Annotated in this window: 17 protein-coding genes; 10 read left to right on the top strand and 7 right to left on the bottom strand. The window is 41.9% G+C overall.

Translation table 11 applies throughout. The annotated features are described in order from the left end of the window. Positions 1 to 147 precede the first annotated feature (147 nt). The 4 genes from IEX81_RS07000 to IEX81_RS06985 all read left to right on the top strand — a co-directional run bounded on the left by IEX81_RS07000 (position 148) and on the right by IEX81_RS06985 (position 5,928). Positions 148 to 765 (top strand): TetR/AcrR family transcriptional regulator, encoded by a 618-nt coding sequence (locus IEX81_RS07000; protein ID WP_188802374.1) that lies wholly within the window; start codon positions 148 to 150, stop codon positions 763 to 765. After that, positions 746 to 1,213: a hypothetical protein gene (locus IEX81_RS06995; RefSeq protein ID WP_188802373.1), complete on the top strand. Its 468-nt coding sequence runs from the start codon at positions 746 to 748 to the stop codon at positions 1,211 to 1,213. The genes IEX81_RS07000 and IEX81_RS06995 overlap by 20 nt, the downstream gene beginning before the upstream one ends. A gap of 366 nt (positions 1,214 to 1,579) precedes the next feature. Beyond that, positions 1,580 to 3,172 carry an APC family permease gene (locus IEX81_RS06990; protein WP_188802372.1) on the top strand — a complete coding sequence of 531 codons (1,593 nt, stop codon included), beginning with the start codon at positions 1,580 to 1,582 and terminating at the stop codon, positions 3,170 to 3,172. A 1,043-nt stretch (positions 3,173 to 4,215) separates the two neighbouring features. Beyond that, positions 4,216 to 5,928, top strand: a complete 1,713-nt coding sequence (locus IEX81_RS06985; protein WP_188802371.1) for an AAA family ATPase — start codon at positions 4,216 to 4,218, stop codon at positions 5,926 to 5,928. A 151-nt stretch (positions 5,929 to 6,079) separates the two neighbouring features. On the opposite strand, the gene IEX81_RS06980 is transcribed toward IEX81_RS06985, so the two are convergent. The 3 genes from IEX81_RS06980 to IEX81_RS06970 all read right to left on the bottom strand — a co-directional run bounded on the left by IEX81_RS06980 (position 6,080) and on the right by IEX81_RS06970 (position 8,991). Then, entirely contained in the window at positions 6,080 to 7,648 is a 1,569-nt protein-coding gene (locus IEX81_RS06980; RefSeq protein WP_188802370.1) for a Vga family ABC-F type ribosomal protection protein, read from the bottom strand. 381 nt (positions 7,649 to 8,029) lie between these two features. After that, positions 8,030 to 8,194 carry a glycine zipper domain-containing protein gene (locus IEX81_RS06975; protein ID WP_188802369.1) on the bottom strand — a complete coding sequence of 55 codons (165 nt, stop codon included), beginning with the start codon at positions 8,192 to 8,194 and terminating at the stop codon, positions 8,030 to 8,032. Between the two features lie 314 nt (positions 8,195 to 8,508). Continuing rightward, the gene (locus tag IEX81_RS06970) at positions 8,509 to 8,991 is read right to left on the bottom strand and encodes a helix-turn-helix domain-containing protein (protein WP_188802368.1); all 483 of its coding nucleotides are present in this window, start codon (positions 8,989 to 8,991) and stop codon (positions 8,509 to 8,511) included. Positions 8,992 to 9,199: 208 nt separating this feature from the next. Here IEX81_RS06970 and IEX81_RS06965 point away from each other — a divergent pair, with 208 nt between their 5' ends. The 4 genes from IEX81_RS06965 to IEX81_RS06950 all read left to right on the top strand — a co-directional run bounded on the left by IEX81_RS06965 (position 9,200) and on the right by IEX81_RS06950 (position 11,495). After that, positions 9,200 to 9,598, top strand: coding sequence for an HXXEE domain-containing protein (locus IEX81_RS06965; protein WP_188802367.1), 399 nt, complete (start codon positions 9,200 to 9,202; stop codon positions 9,596 to 9,598). A 152-nt stretch (positions 9,599 to 9,750) separates the two neighbouring features. Beyond that, on the top strand, positions 9,751 to 10,149 hold the full coding sequence (locus IEX81_RS06960; protein ID WP_188802366.1) for a hypothetical protein: 399 nt from the start codon (positions 9,751 to 9,753) through the stop codon (positions 10,147 to 10,149). A 21-nt stretch (positions 10,150 to 10,170) separates the two neighbouring features. Next, positions 10,171 to 10,734 carry a TetR/AcrR family transcriptional regulator gene (locus tag IEX81_RS06955; RefSeq protein ID WP_188802365.1) on the top strand — a complete coding sequence of 188 codons (564 nt, stop codon included), beginning with the start codon at positions 10,171 to 10,173 and terminating at the stop codon, positions 10,732 to 10,734. Between the two features lie 581 nt (positions 10,735 to 11,315). Then, on the top strand, positions 11,316 to 11,495 hold the full coding sequence (locus IEX81_RS06950) for a hypothetical protein (protein ID WP_188802364.1): 180 nt from the start codon (positions 11,316 to 11,318) through the stop codon (positions 11,493 to 11,495). A gap of 221 nt (positions 11,496 to 11,716) precedes the next feature. Here the strand turns inward: IEX81_RS06950 and IEX81_RS06945 are convergent, their stop codons facing one another. Beyond that, the gene (locus IEX81_RS06945) at positions 11,717 to 12,550 is read right to left on the bottom strand and encodes a helix-turn-helix transcriptional regulator (protein WP_188802363.1); all 834 of its coding nucleotides are present in this window, start codon (positions 12,548 to 12,550) and stop codon (positions 11,717 to 11,719) included. Between the two features lie 128 nt (positions 12,551 to 12,678). Between IEX81_RS06945 and fabF the strand changes: the two genes are divergently transcribed. Further along, the gene (gene fabF / locus IEX81_RS06940; protein WP_188802362.1) at positions 12,679 to 13,920 is read left to right on the top strand and encodes a beta-ketoacyl-ACP synthase II; all 1,242 of its coding nucleotides are present in this window, start codon (positions 12,679 to 12,681) and stop codon (positions 13,918 to 13,920) included. 287 nt (positions 13,921 to 14,207) lie between these two features. Here fabF and IEX81_RS06935 read toward each other — a convergent pair whose 3' ends face one another. Continuing rightward, the gene (locus IEX81_RS06935) at positions 14,208 to 14,750 is read right to left on the bottom strand and encodes a TetR/AcrR family transcriptional regulator (protein WP_188802361.1); all 543 of its coding nucleotides are present in this window, start codon (positions 14,748 to 14,750) and stop codon (positions 14,208 to 14,210) included. Between the two features lie 155 nt (positions 14,751 to 14,905). Here IEX81_RS06935 and IEX81_RS06930 point away from each other — a divergent pair, with 155 nt between their 5' ends. Next, positions 14,906 to 15,658, top strand: coding sequence for an SDR family oxidoreductase (locus tag IEX81_RS06930; RefSeq protein WP_188802360.1), 753 nt, complete (start codon positions 14,906 to 14,908; stop codon positions 15,656 to 15,658). A 281-nt stretch (positions 15,659 to 15,939) separates the two neighbouring features. Here IEX81_RS06930 and IEX81_RS06925 read toward each other — a convergent pair whose 3' ends face one another. Both IEX81_RS06925 and IEX81_RS06920 read right to left on the bottom strand, forming a co-directional pair. After that, positions 15,940 to 16,155 (bottom strand): helix-turn-helix transcriptional regulator, encoded by a 216-nt coding sequence (locus IEX81_RS06925; RefSeq protein ID WP_188802605.1) that lies wholly within the window; start codon positions 16,153 to 16,155, stop codon positions 15,940 to 15,942. A gap of 8 nt (positions 16,156 to 16,163) precedes the next feature. Continuing rightward, on the bottom strand, positions 16,164 to 16,472 hold the full coding sequence (locus IEX81_RS06920) for a DUF6442 family protein (protein ID WP_188802359.1): 309 nt from the start codon (positions 16,470 to 16,472) through the stop codon (positions 16,164 to 16,166). Between the last annotated feature and the right edge of the window lie 410 nt (positions 16,473 to 16,882).

The raw sequence follows: 16,882 nt of genomic DNA, 5'->3' as shown, positions 1-16,882 counted from the left end.
AAATGAATCAAACGGAATGCGTTGAATTTTTGCTAAGAAAATCCTCCTAATAGTGGCAATAAAATTGTGCGTCGCACCAAACAGATGCCTTGAAAACTAACTAACGTTAGTTTATAATTAATTCAGCAATAAAAAGAAGGTGAAAAATTGAGTACAAAGCAGGACATTTTTGATTGTGCACTAGCTCTTTTTTCAGAAAGGGGATACAACGGTGTATCCATGCGGGACATAGCGCGCAAAGTCGGTATCAAGGGAAGCTCAATCTATAACCACTATGCGGGGAAAGAGGCGATCATGGCGGACATTTGTCAGACCTTTGTCAGAACACTCGCTGTTTCGCGCCCCCCCCTAAACGAGGTTACGGATAAAATGGATAGGATGAATGTCGAAGATGTGTTTAAATCCTTAATCGTTGCTTATGGGAAACGGATTAATGAACAGTGGACACAGATGGCGCGCTTGGTTTTTTCGGAGCATTTCTACAATGATATGGCCAGAGATATATTTGCCAGAGAAATTATTGAAAATAATGTTTCTTATTATGTATCTGTCCTGACAGAGATGGAGCGCAAAGGAAAAATTAAAGGGATTGATAAACCATTAATCGCTGCTCTATTCAATAATGAGCAAGTCATGCTTTCCATGCAATACGCGCATTGTCAAACGGACGAAGAGAAAAAAAAGACCGCTGAACTGATGATGAAAAGTGCAGATTATTTCTTTCAAGGGTTGGAGGCGAAAAAAAATGCAAGCAGCAGACCATAAAAAAACGACATCTTGTTATGTACTGATTATTTTACACCTTTTACTCGGCATCGGAGCATTGATGGGCGGTGGAGCATTAATTCTAGCTCCAAATGGATCGCTTCTCAGTATGCCGCTCTCGCTTTTAAAATACAGTACGTTTCACTCTTTTTTAATTCCGGGAATTATTTTATTTCTTGGACTGGGTCTTTACCCTCTGCTCGTCGCCGCGTTTTTGATTAATGAAAAATCATTCCGCCTTGCAGAGGTATTCAATTTATATAAAAATACACATTGGGCCTGGATACATTCGCTGTATGTCGGTTTCATTCTAATCATTTGGCTGACTATTGAAATGTATATACTGCAGGGGATTGGCCTCATTCATCTCGTTTATATGTTTCTTGCACTGGCTATCCAGGCTGTTACCCTATTGCCCTCAGTAAAAAAGCATTATACGTATTCTTGATTCAATCAGAATATAATATTTACTGCACAATAACTATGGGCATTCAGTCAAGAAGCTTCTTTATTGGCTATACGCGTTATTAAAATGTAATGAACTCTTCCAGGATATAACCTAAAACAAACAAATACAAAAACCTTCCATAAACATATGGAGGGTTATTTGGCATACACATTTTTTTAATAAAAATACCTTGACAAGATAAATATATCCTTTGAAATGACCCTTTTCGGGAAAAATGTTAGAATGTTTAAATGGCCCGTTAACAATAAGTTTACAATAGTGATATAAAACACGGATGATACTTGAAATAATATTTATGGTTAAAAAAGAAAGCGAGATATAAATAACAGAAGGTGTGGAATAAAGATGAAAAACAAAATGCGCCGTGAGATACGTACCTTTGCTCTGACCATGACCGGGCTGGGTTCTATAATCGGTTCCGGATGGCTTTTTGGATCCTGGAAAGCAGCCAGTGTAGCTGGACCGGCAGCCGTTTACTCATGGATCATCGGGATGGTACTGATCTTGTTCATAGGTCTGACTTTTGCCGAATTGGGATCACTATTTCCCGCAGCAGGAGGAATGGTCCGATACGGCCAGTTTTCACATGGTTCACTGGTAGGTTTTATTTCCGGCTGGGCCAACTGGATCGCTATTGTGTCTGTGATTCCCGTTGAAGCCGTTGCTTCGGCTCAATATCTCAGTTCATGGAATTTTGAATGGGCTCATCGTCTCTATAATGGTTCTGAATTGACTCTGCCCGGACTGTGCATCGCCGCAGCCCTAGTCTTTGTTTATTTTCTTTTGAATTATTTTACGGTCCGTTTATTTGCCAGAGTGAATGCAACGATTACAATTTTTAAATTTATTATTCCATCAGCAGCCATTATAGGTATTCTGTTTGCGGGTTTTCACGCTCATAATTTTGTAGCGCCGGAACAGGGAGGATTTATGCCGAACGGCTGGTCCGGTGTTCTGACGGCTGTTGCGACATCCGGAATTGTCTTTGCCTTTAACGGGTTTCAGAGCCCGATAAATCTAGCCGGAGAAGCGAAGAACCCCGGACGGTCAATCCCCATTGCGGTGATCAGCTCAATTGTCATGGCCGGCGTGATCTATATCTTGCTGCAAACCGCGTTCATCGGCGGCGTGACACCGGACATGCTCAGATCCGGATGGTCTCATTTAAATCTCAACTCGCCGTTTGCGGATCTGGCGATGGCTTTAGGCTTAAACTGGCTCGTCCTTCTCTTATTTGCGGATGCGTTTGTTTCTCCGTCAGGGACAGGCATTACTTATACAGCAACCACAGCCCGCATGATTTATGGAATGGAACGCAACGGATTTTTCCCTCGTGTGTTCGGTCGAGTGAATGGGGCCGTTGGTGTTCCGCGTGCTGCGATGTGGCTGAACCTTGCTGTCTCTTATCTTTTCCTGTTCATGTTTCGGGGATGGGGATCCCTGGCCAGTGTTATTTCAGTCGCCACGCTCATTTCATATGTGACAGGGCCCGTCTGTGTCATGGTATTCAGACATTTTGGCGAGGATATCCAGAATCCTCTTCGTATCAAAGGAATGCCGGTTATTGCTCCGATTGCGTTCATTGCAGCTTCCATGATTTATTACTGGGCAACATGGCCGCTGACAGGTAAGGTGACGTTGATCATTCTCATTGGACTGCCTATTTATTTCTATTATCAGGCGAAAGCTCATTTCAAGGGCTTCATGCGCGACCTTAAAGCGGGCGTCTGGCTGATTATCTATCTCGCATTCATGATCATCATGTCCTGGATCGGCAGCAGCAAGTTTGGCGGATTAAATATTATCCCATTTGGCTATGATTTCCTCGTTATTGCCGTATTTGGTGTCATGTTCTATATTTGGGGAATTAAAAGCGGCTGGTTAACCGATCAATTAAAGAAACAGGAAGACATGATTCGGGAAAAACAGTCTTTATAAGATGGTTGTTCTCAAGTTTTGATTTGTCCCCGGCTCAGCGAAAATCGGGTGCAAATTCCAGAAAACCGGCGCCATCCTTTATACGCCTTCTTCTCAGCTCGTTAAAACTCCAGTCAGCGTTATCTGCATCGAGCGGAACCATGCTGTTTTAATCGAAAGAATGATCTGTTTCAATCAATGGCCACTGAACGGCATATGAAACGGATCATTTTTTTCTTGATACAAATCTATGTTACTTCGCGGTTCGTGCTAACTGCGTTATTGTCATCTGCCAGAAGAAAAAACGGAAGGAGATGATTAATAGACAAGTTGCTGACTCATCATCCTGGCTCTATTATCGCACGACCAATTTTAAAGCCTATAAACATACGTTCCGTTAATCTAATTTTAATAGCAAATGTGTATCTTAGAAAATGGCTTATATGTATTTACTATTTTGGATTTTATGACTACCAAAACCCCAAAGCAGAACTTTTATTTTTAAACGGATCATGGTTTTTTCCATCCGATCCATGCCTTCTGTGATCTTCTCCATGGAGCCGGAATGCGGGATACGGACATATCCGGGAGCATTGGCAGCGAAGTTTATCCCCCGGGATCACAGCAGATATTGCTCATTCAGGAAACTTGGCGGTTTTCCAGACCGCCAAATTTCCTGTAAGTTATAGGTTTTAGTTCAATATTGTGTTAATTAAGCTTCAACACAATTATAATGGGCATATGTTAAAAATCTGATATTTTTGTAAAACATTGTCGGTACATCATCGGACACATTCAAGCATAAGTATGAATCTATGAATGAGAAGGAAAACACGAGATCTAACGCCGTCAAAGGAGCTTCTGCTGCTGCAGGAGCATCACTTTCGATCTCCTTTCTCTCAATCACTGACCTTGAGTTTAATTGAGTAGAAAAACGGTGACCCACGGCCTTTAGTATAGCTGAACCCTGGCTGCTGGGGCAAAGACTGCCTGATGCCCTGTCTCATCTTTTATTCTCAGCCGTATAAAAAATAAAACGAACATTCATGAAAGGAAGTGAGGTCATGAAAAAATATCGCTGGGTCATGTGGCGGAAACTGCTGATTATTTTAATGATTATCGCAATCATCATTGGGTTACTCTGGGCAGGGGGATCAGACGCGTGGAATATCGCCCTTACTATATTAAACTTGCTTTTCCAGTTGTTTTTTGCCGTATTGATGATTATCATCCAATTTGTTGCGCTCTTTTGGTTCCTCGCCAGAGGCCGGACATACTGGATCATGCCTGGTGAAACCGGATCAAACTGGAATGACTACCGGGGCAACCCTGAAATCGTTGAAAACGCCAAACGTATCGTCACCTTGCTCAAGGGCGTTAAAGATTTCAAAAAAATGGGTGGTGAAGCGATACGGGGGATGCTGCTTTGCGGACCACCGGGAACAGGGAAATCTTATCTCGCCCAAGTGATCGCCAATGAAGCTCAGATTCCCTTTGCGTATGCTTCAGCTCCAAGCTTTCAAAATATGTTTTTTGGCGTCGGTAATTTAAAAGTCATGAGCCTTTATAGAAAAGCCCGGAAACTGGCAAAAACGTACGGCGCCTGCATTATTTTCATTGATGAGATTGACGCGATCGGCATGTCAAGACAAGCATCCGGAGGCAGCGGCGGCATTGGTGCGCTTTTTGGTATGGGAGGCTCCGGTCTGCTTAATGAACTGCTCCTGCAGATGGATCCGCCGAATATTGATCATTCACGTTTTGCCAAGATTCTCCGCTCACTCGGGCTCCGGCACAAAAAAGCAGAACGGCGTGCCGTTCTGACCATCGGCGCAACGAATTTGCCCGACGTTCTTGATCCTGCCCTGCTTCGTCCCGGCCGGTTTGACCGAAAGCTCTGGGTATATCCCCCTGACTATGACGGCCGGGTGGATGTGTTCGACTATTATCTTGAGAAGGTTAACCGGGATCAAACGTTAACTCCGCAAAAAGCGGCATTGGACACCATTGGCTACAGCCCGGCTCAGATCAAGCATATTGTCAATGAAACGATTATCATTGCCCATCAGCGCGGATCCAAAGACGCCGACTACGAAGATTTCCGGGCGGCCATGGAAACTTATGAGTGGGGCCTTCAGCAGCCTCTTCGTTCCATGAGTGCCGATGAGCGGCGCAACGTTGCCTATCACGAGGCGGGCCATGCGGTTGCTCAATATTTGCTGAAACCTCATGAACGCGTCTGGAAAGTGACCATTATCCGCCGGGGCGGTGCACTTGGCATCGCCGCGACGAAACCGACACAAGAACGGTACAATCAAAGTGACAGCGAAATGCTGGCGGAAATCCAGGTCTGCCTCGCTTCACGGGCTTCCGAAGAGATTTTCTTAGGAAAAAAATTAAACGGCGTCACTTCCGACCTGCAGCAGGCGACTCTGCTCGCAGGTGCCTACCTTGGTGCAGTCGGAATGGGCGATGAATTGTTCAGCTGGCTGTCCATCGGTTCGCAGCCGGACGCGCTTAAGCAGCTCCGGCCAAAGATTAATGCACTGTTAAAGGATCAAATGAATCAAGTTAAACAATTAATAGAAGAACAAACAGACTTCGTTCACGCCATTGCGGCAGAATTATTGAAACGCGGAGATCTCACTGGAGAAGAGATTGAAGAAATTTTCATAAGGCTGAATGGTCACTCGCGTCCTGAAGTACCTAAGATCAAAGCATCGGTCGATACTGCTGAAATTGAGACGCCATCTGAAGAGTTTACCGATAGAGAATAAACAACAAAGCCGATTATTTCTCAAAACAGAGAGATAATCGGCTTTGTTTGATTTGAGTTTACCTCTTTATGGCCCATTCAACATCAGGCCGTCAGTTTGGAACAGTTGACGATTTTGTCTTCTTTTTCATGTCCATCACTAGGTAATTTTATTATTGGTCTAATTCTCTTTTTTCTTTTAAAAGCCTTTGAAATTCCGTTTCCAATTCTTCAGAGGGTTCGATACTTAGGCGGCTGAGTACTTCTGTTATTTTTGTTTCGAGTAAAAGCCGCTGATCCTTTTCGAACTCTCGTTTCTTCTTCGATTTTTCCTGTTTATATTGTTGATAAGTGCCCTCGAACAAACGAATCTTCTGATCGCGGATTTCCAATATGCGTGTCGCAATCGTTTCAATGAACCGGCGATCATGGGAAACGAAGATCACACTGCCTTCATACTCCTTGAGAAGCGACTCTAATGCGCGGACAGCTTCCATATCAAGATAATTGGTCGGTTCATCTAAAATGAGCGTATTCATATCGCTCAAAAAGAGTTTGGTTAGTGCAACTTTTACTCGCTCCCCGCCGCTTAAAACCTCGACAAGTTTATAGACATCATCCCTAAAAAAATGCATACGTGCAAGAACCGTTCGGATCGTCGTTTCGTCCTGCTTTGAAGTCGAGCGGACATTCTCAATAATGGATTTCGCTTCATCCAATATATTTAGATTTTGACTAAAGTAGCCCATTTTCAATGATGGGGAACAGGTGATACCAGGCGCCTGGCTGACGATCATCTTGACCAGTGTCGTCTTCCCGCTTCCATTGGGACCGATAATCGCCAGTTTCTCCCCGCCGCGAACAAAAAAGCTGGTTTTGTTCCAAAGCATCCGTTCCCCCATCCTGCTGGATACATCCTCCGCGCGGAGAATAATCCGATTCTTAAATGTTTCGGCGTTCGGAAGGTTCATCTTCAGAGGCTGGATCTCTTTCACTTTTTCTGCCTTTTCAAGCTTTTCCAGTCTTGTTTCAATCGCACTCGCCGTTTTCTGCAGCTTCTTTTGTTTCTTGGCAAAGTATGGCCTTGCCCCTGTTATTTTTGCTTCCGATTGGCTAACTTTTTTGGGCTTCTTTGCAGCCCGCTCCGCTTTTTTCTCCTTTAACTTCAATGCCTCTTCCAGCTGTTTTTTCGTTTTCACATAGTTTTCATAAGCGATTTGTTCTTGATGGCGTTCTGCTTCTTTTTGTGCTTCATAATCGCTGTAGCTGCCTGTATACACGCTTATCTTGCCTTCATTGATTTCCCATATCGTTGTGCAAAGGGTATCCAGAAATACGCGGTCATGCGAAACAATGACAAATGCTCCCTGCCACTCCTTCAGCTTCTTTTCCAGCCATTCAATATGGTCCGTATCAAGATTTGTTGTTGGTTCGTCTGCAAGCAGGAGCTCCGGATTTTTAACAAGAGCCTTTTGAATATATTCCTGGGTCACTTCCCCGCCGCTTTTTGTTGTATTCGTTCGTTTCAGCTGCGGCAGGAGATCACACGGCGCATGCCGGATCACGTTTCCCTCTTCAGGCCAACTTTTTCCTACCAAAATGTGAAGCAGCGTCGTTTTCCCGCTTCCATTCCGGCCAACGAGGCCGATCCGATCATTTTTATGAACGCGTAATTGATCGGCATCAAGCAGTAAACGGTCCTTAACATAGTGTTTTATATTCAGTGCTTCTAACAAGATCATCGCATCATCCCCATTTTTCATTTTCCAGGGACATAAAGAAGCCCCCTATCTGCTTTTTCAGAATAGGAGGCATAGAAATAGGCGAACACCAAAAAGAAAACGTCCTTTTCGGTCAAGCCGCTGAAAACCCATCCTATCCTGAAACTCCGATTAAAGGCATAAAAGCAGGGCTTGTTCCTCTTCTTTTAGACGCCTTCAGTTATCGGATTTCGAAAATAGGATCAGTTTTTCATTGGCCTTTGGTTCACCCTTCCGTTCACTTAATTACACTTACTGTAAACGATCCATGAAGCATTGTCAATACCGCGGCGAATAGGAACGCTCACAGAGACTGACAGGGATTTATAATTTGATTGGTGCGTTTTGACACTTAAGGGGTTATTATGATTTTTTACTCAATGCTATTCCCAATGCAGTGCCAATCGCTATTCCAAGAGCGATATTGTTAAATAGGACTCCGAATCCGCTTCCCAGGCATATTCCGATGGCCAAATAGCTGATGCGTTCCTTGTTCTTTTCTTTATTATTTTCATTCTTTTGTGACATAAAAATTATCCCTTTCTGCTCAGGACAACTTTGATTCTGGCAAAGAGCGACCCTTTTTGCATGTTAGAATATTTTCTTGCCTGCCGCGTTTCCGCTTCGTATCCGGTGTTTCCGTTTAGCGGCAATCACCCTATGGAAACGCCGGCTAAAATTCCGCCTACAAATACTTTACTCCTGCGGCAAATACTTGGCAATTCGGATGATAAATGATTGGAACCGAACGTCCGAGACGGCTCTGAGTAATAAAAGCCCGCGAAGCAGCGGTCAACTCATGAAGGGCAAATTGTTACTTTTTGATTGCCTTTTATTAAAAGTCAAACAAAGTATTTGAAAAGTTCCAGCAGAAGATAAATCATGCCTATGATGAAACAGGAAACGTTTAAGGCAGTATTCGATTTAACCTTAGTGAAAAAACTGCCTATGCTCAATAGTATCACGGCAACCGGTATCAGGATCACCCAGTTTCCCAGAGCAGTGCTTTCGATACCTCCGATAAGAATTAAAGATAACGCGAGGATAATACCGATAAAATTGGAAATAGCCACTAAGCGATTTGTTTTTACAACATCCGTATCATGTTTGAGTTTCTTCATGACCTTTTCATCCCCTTTCAGTAACAAATCCAGGGAAATATTATAAATATCACTAAGATCAACAATGCTCTGAAGATCAGGATAGTTCTTGCCAACCTCCCAGTTGGAGATGGTCTGTCTGGATACATGGAGCCTGTCTGCTATCTCTTGCTGGGTATAGCCAAGCTCTTTTCTTCGATTTTGCAGCCTCTCGCCAATAGTCATAATATCTCCCCCGTTTCTCATCTTACCGAGAGGATAGCAAGAATACGAGCAATAGACAATGGCATTTGACGAAAAGGAAAGCAATGATCCCTTGCATCGTTGTTTTTATGCTGCCGGGGCTGCTCTATAATAGAATGTAAAAGTATCCGGTTCAGCTGACATTAACTGCGAAGCAGCGACTTTCTATGGAAAAAGGAGTTTGATTACTATGGGGGCTTCAATATTTCTGCTTTTTATATTTACCATTTCCCTGCATAATACCGAAGAGGGGATTTGGTTGATTAGAATGACAAAGCATTCGAAAATTGGGCTGCACAAAGTGGTCAAACAAGATCAGTTCCTATTTGCCGTCATTGCAGTAACCGCAATGATGTTAAATGTCATTTTTCCGCATCTGCTGTCAACAATTATAGAAAGAAAATATTCCCCTGGTTTAACGACTGGGCTCCTATTGATTATCCCCATTCATACAATCATTATCATGAGAAGCTTTCAAAGTCATTTAATCTCAATTGGCGGTTTAATAATGGGTACCCTAATTATGTCCATATGTTTGATTTTACTTATTCCCGTTATGTTTAAGCTTGCCTCAAGGCTGATTCAATAATTTTTGTTGCATAGTTCGTGTTAACTGCGCAGCGTCCGAATACCTTACGACAACTGAAAACTAGTGAGATAAACATATTGACATACACTTCCATTTAATTTAAATTAAACATGTTTAATACGTGTTTAACATTGGATAATGGGGGCATAGTTATGAAAAAGGAAAATCCTAGAATAGTTCAAGTTTTTAGCGGGTTAGGATGCTCGGTTGGTTTAATAATTGATGGCATTATTTTTCTTCTTTTTCACCTGCAGGATAAAAACTGGATTTATCAGACTCCTGCGGATGTTCGTTGGGTGACCGTCGGAACAGTACTTCTGTTATTTATTACTGCAGGCTCAGGTATCGGTTGGATTTTTATGAGCAAGCGACGATATAAACAAGCCTTAATGCACGCTTCACAATCATTCGGGATTACCATCGGTTCATGTATAGGTCTCTTTACCTTAAATATGGGATACGGTTATATTATATTTATCGTCGTGTTAGGTGCATGTTCAGTAATGGGAGCAACAATTGGACGACTATTAACGAAAACCGAGAACGAATAAAAGTACTCGTATGGAGGATATATGTCGAAGACAGACGCTAAAGGAAAACTTATCCAGAGCACGATCGATTTGTTGTTGGAAAGCGGAAAATCAGAAGAAATTACTTCGAGACAAATCGCTGACAAAGCGAAAACTAATGTCGCAATGATTAATTATTATTTTCGCTCTAAAGATGAATTAATAAATATTGCTGTTAATCAATTAATAAAAAATGCCGCTGATGACTGGAAAACCATTGAAAACACAAGCCAATCTCCTGATGAGAGACTGCTGCAAATGCTTTTACACCTAAGCCATTTAACGATGAAGTATTATTCATTGACAAAATCAACGACAATTTATGAGCTGACAAAAGCGGATATTCATTTGCCCCATTATATTATTCCACTTCTGGAACAACATTTTAGGGGCAAAAAAAATGAGTTTGAAATAAAGCTGGCCGCATTTGAAATCATATCCTTTTTGCAGATATTGATGATCAAAGCAGATGACTTTTTAAAATACTCAGGCAAGGATATCCATGATGATCATCAGCGAGAGTATGTCATCAAAACTTATTTAAGTTCAATCCTTAACACTGTGTGAGCTAAACGGCTAAACTTGCTTGATTTGGATTTGATGATCTTCAAAAATTGTCACCTTTGCCGGGATAATTTTTCACATTTCTTTTTTGGTCAAATCATTGTATTGCTTACAAAAGCCTAATAGATTGATACCTGTTGGAGCCAAATCTTTGCCAATAATTGCTGGATTAACTTTACAGCGAGTAAGTTAAGCTTCACTACTCGAGTTATACTTTTTACCATGGTGACACTCCCTTTCTCTTTCTAGGAGTATACAAATTGACGTAACGTCAATGTCAAATGTCTCGTTGGTATACCTAGCTTATTTTGAAGGCAGACGGATGTTGCGCAACGGTCAGATCGAATTTAGAAAACTGAATCCCAATCATGAGAAAGTCGAGCCGAAGTAGCGAAAAGTTGAACCGAAGCCGGCAAAAGTCGAACCGAAATAATGAAAAGTCAAACCGAAATCAATAAAAGTCGAGCCGAAATAATGAAAAGTTAAACCGAAATCAATAAAAGTCGAGCTGAAATAGCGAAAAGTTGAACCGAAATCTATAACCCCCAATTCTTATCCAGGAGTTACTTGAAGAAGGATATACTTTGGATGCTGCTGTAAAAAAGATCGAAAAACGAATGGATAAATTAAATGCCGCTTTTAATGAGCTAAGCGATTACTCTCAACAGAAAAAGAAAATAAATAGTTTGGCTCAACCTTCAATCGTCGGTAAATTTTACATCGCTTCGGCACCGCCATGGGTATCCAGGCGGAGGGGATCTTAGTATCGACCGACGATTTTGGCGTGAATATGGCGCTCGGAGTTGGCGGCATGATCACTGCCTGGCTGTTCCGCCTATCCGGATATGTTTTCAATCATGCCCAAAATGTAGAAACCCTGTCAATGATCCGTGAATTATGCTTGGATTCCTCTTGGACTGTATGTCGTCATGTTTTTCATCTTATTGACCTATGACGAGCAGCGAATCAATGATGCTGTGGCTAATTAGTGCATCAATTCTCTTAGTTTTTTCTCTGTAGATGTTTCTGGAACAGGTGTATAAACACTCAGGCGCAAATCATCATTCCCCTGTACGTCAAGCGAAGTCAGATTAAATTCCATTTTACCTGCTTTTGAATGACGAAATTCAATCAGTACATCAGGTGCAGTATTGACCTCGCTCTGCTGCCATAAAGATTGAAATTCAGGATGCAACAGACTCATGTTGTCAATAAACTGTTTGTACCAGTCATCCTCGACGTACCGCCCATAATAAACACGAAAAATGGCCAGAAATCCTCTGACAAAGTGTTCCCAGTTCACAGCAAGCGTTTTTAATTCCTTTCGAGTAAAAAGCAGACGAATTAAATTGCGCTGTTCCATAGGAATTTTTTCAAAATCAAGAAATACATAAGCAGCCGCACGATTCCAGCCGACAATCTGACAATAACGGTCAGTAACAACAGCTGGACAATAGTTCAGCACTTTTAATATGGTCTCCAGAGATGGACTGATTCTCGTTTGCACCGTTTTTTTCTGTAAAAGTTTTGCATTCGTATCCAGTGCCAGATTGAATAGGTAGGTCCGTTCGTCTTCTGTCAATTGTAAAGCAGAAGAAACACTGTCCAGTACACCCGAGGAAACTTTAATATCCCTTCCCTGTTCAAGCCACGTATACCACGTCGTGCTCACGTTCGCTAATTGAGCCACTTCTTCCCTCCTGAGTCCAGGTGTCCTGCGCCTTGACCCCATTGGAAAGCCCGCTGATTGAGGCGAAATTAAGGCCCGTTTCCTTTTTAAAAAAATCGAAAGGGCCTCTTGTCTTGTTTTCTCACCCATTCACACCACCCTCTCTATTGTTAGTCTGTTACTCATTATACCAGTATAAACTACAACTTGTACTAGGATAATTTGAGGTGTATTAATAAATTAACAGATTACAATGATCACATAAGGGGGAACCATAATTGGAAAGAGTCGTAGTTACAGGAATGGGAATTGTATCGCCGCTTGGAAATGACGTCAATTCATTTTGGAACAAGCTGATCTCTGGAAAATCAGGCATTCAAAAAATAGATACATTCGATACGGAACCCTTTAAAACAAAAATTGCCGGCCTTGTGAAGGATTTCGATGCAGCAGATTGGATTGGGAAAAAGGATGCAAGAAGGCTGGATCCCTTCTGCCATTATGCACTGGCTGCCGCACAGCAGGCCTGGGAGGATGCACAACTGGACAGTGACAAGGTCAAGCCTGATCGGTTAGGAGTTTATGTCGGTTCGGGGATTGGCGGAATTCAAACCCTGCTCGACAATGCTGAAAAACTTCGCGATCGTGGTCCGCGAAGAGTGAGTCCGATGCTTGTCCCAACAATGATCGCCAATATGGCGGCTGCCGAAATAAGTATCAAATGGCATGCATTAGGGCCTGCCATGGCACCTGTTACCGCTTGTGCGATCGGCAACACCTCAATCGGCGAAGCATATAAACTCATTCGCAGCGGAGAAGTCGATGTCATGTTCACCGGTGGAACAGAAGCCGCAGTTACAGAACTTTCATTGGCTGGTTTCGAAAATGCGACGGCTTTATCCGCAAGAAATGATCACCCGGAAAAAGCGAGCAGACCCTTTGATGCAGATAGAGATGGATTCGTCATGGCCGACGGTGCAGGGATCATTATTCTGGAATCACTGACCCATGCCTTGAACAGACAGGCATCTATTTATGCTGAGGTCATCGGCTACGGCGCGAGCTCCGATGCTTATAATATGGTTGCTCCTGAACCGGAAGGAACAGGAGCATACTTGTCGATGAAAAAAGCCCTTGACGATGCTGGAATATCGACTGGCGTAATAGATGTGATCAGTGCGCACGCAACCAGTACGAAACCGGGTGATTTATCGGAAAACTCAGCTATTAAACATCTGTTTGGGAAAAAAGCATACAACATCCCGATCACGGCAAGTAAATCCATGACCGGTCATATGCTCGGCGCAACCGGCGGCGTAGAAGCCATTGCGCTTATTAAAAGCCTTCAAGAAAATATCATTCCCCCGACCATTAATCAAGAGAAGGCAGATCCTGAATGTGATCTGGATTATACCCCAAATGTCGCTCGGAAACAGACACTTAATATTGGCCTCTCCAATTCTTTTGGATTCGGAGGACACAATGCAGTTATTGTCTTGAAGAAATATTCATATAAATGAAGCTATACTTTCAGTAATTTTAAAGTCGCCTTTTATAAAGGTGGCTTTTTTGATAACTCGTCACAGCACTACGGCCGTGCATCCTGCCGTTGACATAGTTAAATAAACAGTTGTTTAACATGCAGCCGTTTCCAGTCTTTACACACAGATTTCATAACGAATTTCTTTACTGAAAAATCTCTTGTTGCTCCATATCCTCAGATTATATCGCCTTTTCTGAAGATAAATGGTAAGAAACTGAAAAACGAAGGCAGACCAGTTATTTGATAATCGGCCATATGTTTACACTAGTTATTGCTTTCGATGTAAATCAACTGCCATACCTTTTCAAATAATTCTTGGTAATCATCTTGATCCCACCGCTCCGCAAAATAAGGATTATGAAAATAAACGAATGCGGTCATAATCGCTTGACCTTCTCCTCTACGTCCGCTAATTGTTTCCGCCTTTTCCGCTAATTGTTTAAGATGACTATTGATCAGTGTTTGTGTGCCCTCCAAATAGTCGGTATATAAGTAAAACATTCGTTTATCATTATGGTATAGTTTTTTCTTTGTATTAGCGAGTTGCCAAAGCCAATCATGCAGGGCAGATTCACCATCCATGTTTGCTGGAACTTCCCATTCTAATAAGTCTTTTGATGTTGTGTCCAGCCACTTTAATGCGAGTTGCTGCAATAGATCCTCTTTGTTTTTGTAATGTTTGTAGAAAGCCGCATGGGTGACACCCAAGGCTTTTGCTATATCTGAAAGCTTAGTTTTTTTTACACCCTTTTCCATGATCATTGTTTCTGCAACATTAAAAATCTTTTCCTCTGTGAGTATCGCCAATTCGATTTTCCTTCTTCTTTTTTATGTTTTAAGTATACAGGACAGAAAGATTAGTTACAAATGATTGACATTGTAACTTAAGACTGTATAATGGTCCTTGTAAGTTACAAATTGATATAATTGTAACTTTAATGATGAGGTAAAGGAGCGAGTTTATGTTTAACACAACGAATGACACAAATGGTTTAAGAGTAGCGCTTGTCACAGGAGGCTCTGGTGGGATAGGTCGGGCAGTTGTAAAGAAATTGTCTGATGCCGGTTTTGCTGTTGCCGTTCAATATGCTGGTAATAAAGCAAAGGCAGATACTTTAGTAGCAGAAATAGTTGAGAAAGGCGGTAAAGCAGTCAGCGTTGGCGGAGATGTTGCAGACGAACAAGCCATGAAGGCCATTTTTGATACAGTTGAAAAAGAATTCGGCGGTATCGACGTGGTTGTCAATACAGCGGGAATTATGCTTCTTAGTCCAATTGCGGAGATAAACTTGGATGATCTAGATAAAATGCATCGAACCAATATTCGTGGAACTTTTGTTGTCTCAAAGCAAGCTGCACGGCGTGTACGTAAAGGCGGCGCCATTATTAACTTCTCTACTTCAATTACTCGTACACAGTTTCCTAATTATGGGGCATATGCTGCAAGTAAAGCTGCTGTCGAGTCTATGACGTTGATCTTAGCTCGCGAATTACGTGGAAAAGATATTACTGTTAACGCTGTAGCCCCTGGACCAACAGCGACCCCACTATTTTTAGATGGAAAAGACGAGAAATTAATCGACCATCTTGCTAAGTCAGTCCCCTTGGAACGTCTTGGTCAACCAGAGGACATCGCTGAAACAGTAGCCTTCCTTGCAGGCCCTGCACGTTGGGTTAATGGACAAATTATCTTTACAAATGGAGGCATGGCCTGAATAACGTTTGGAGGAATGAATCATTATTAGTGAGGAGAAAAAAATTATTGTGATCACGGGGGGCCTCTAGCGGCTTTGGATCACTTACTGCCCGGGGGCTTGCTGGTTGTGGCCATATTTTTAGAAATCCTGGTTTAAAGGGATCCAAGGAATGGCTTGAACAGAGGTTCTCCAAGTAAAATAATCTTGGTTCAGAGTAACATCAAAGTAGACGAATATCGCGAATCCAGAAAGCATCGGATGAAACCTTCCGATGTTTTCTGCTCCATGATTGAGGCACTTTAGAAATAGAATAGTTCTTCAAATTTTTTATCTAATGCGATACATAAAATGAGCGCTAACTTTGCTGACGGGTTAAACTGTCCCGTTTCAATAGCACTGATTGTTTGCCTGGAAACACCAACAAGATCAGCTAGTTCCTGTTGCGATAAATTTTTTTCAGCTCTGGCAACTTTTAGTTTATTTTTTAAACTAAGTTCGTCATTATTTTTTTTCATTTTCAAGTTTAAGCTCCAAATACAAAATAAAGAATTAAGCAACTAATAGAGGCCGATGAGGCAAGAATTCCAGCAAAAAGGGATCTTTTTCGCTTATTTTGTTTGTATTTAAATAATGAGGCACTGGCAATCGCACCACAAATGATAGCGCCTATGTCTGAATAGGGTTTACCATGAATGGTATTCCAAACAGTAATGAGCACAGAAACGATGAGTACACCTAAGAAGCTATAAATAAAGGACTCGTCATCAATATGTTCTTCTCGCTCATCTAACTTTTCAGCACGACTTTTTTCTAAGATTTCGTCCTTTTTCAATAAACTCACCTCTTGAAGACAGAATACAATAACGTGCAGTTTATGTAAAGTATTATAGTCATAATGCTATGATAGTTGTCTTTAAGAACCTCGCAGTACATGTTTTACTGCTCTATAATTACAGAAATGGTCTGCTGCGCAGTTGACAACTACTCCCTAGCAGTCAAGCAAGGGCCAGCTCAACCTAAAAAAAATCCATCCATATCTGATCCCTTTAGAATTATCGCTGTTAAGTCTCTGTGAACTATCGGTAAAGAGGGAAAATTGTCGGAATTTATTTACCGAATTTTATAATTCATTTAATTATTTAGCTTATTTAGTGTTATAATCTTAAACCAAAAGGGGAGTGTCAAGTATTTTGTGTAAATGGCAGCCTTCCCGATCAAGCAACTATCAGTGAAACATGGATT

Source organism: Sporolactobacillus putidus, assembly GCF_014647035.1.
GTDB lineage: Bacteria > Bacillota > Bacilli > Bacillales > Sporolactobacillaceae > Sporolactobacillus > Sporolactobacillus putidus.
Note: the sequence above shows the minus strand (reverse complement) of the source record. Positions and strands in the feature narration are given on the sequence as shown.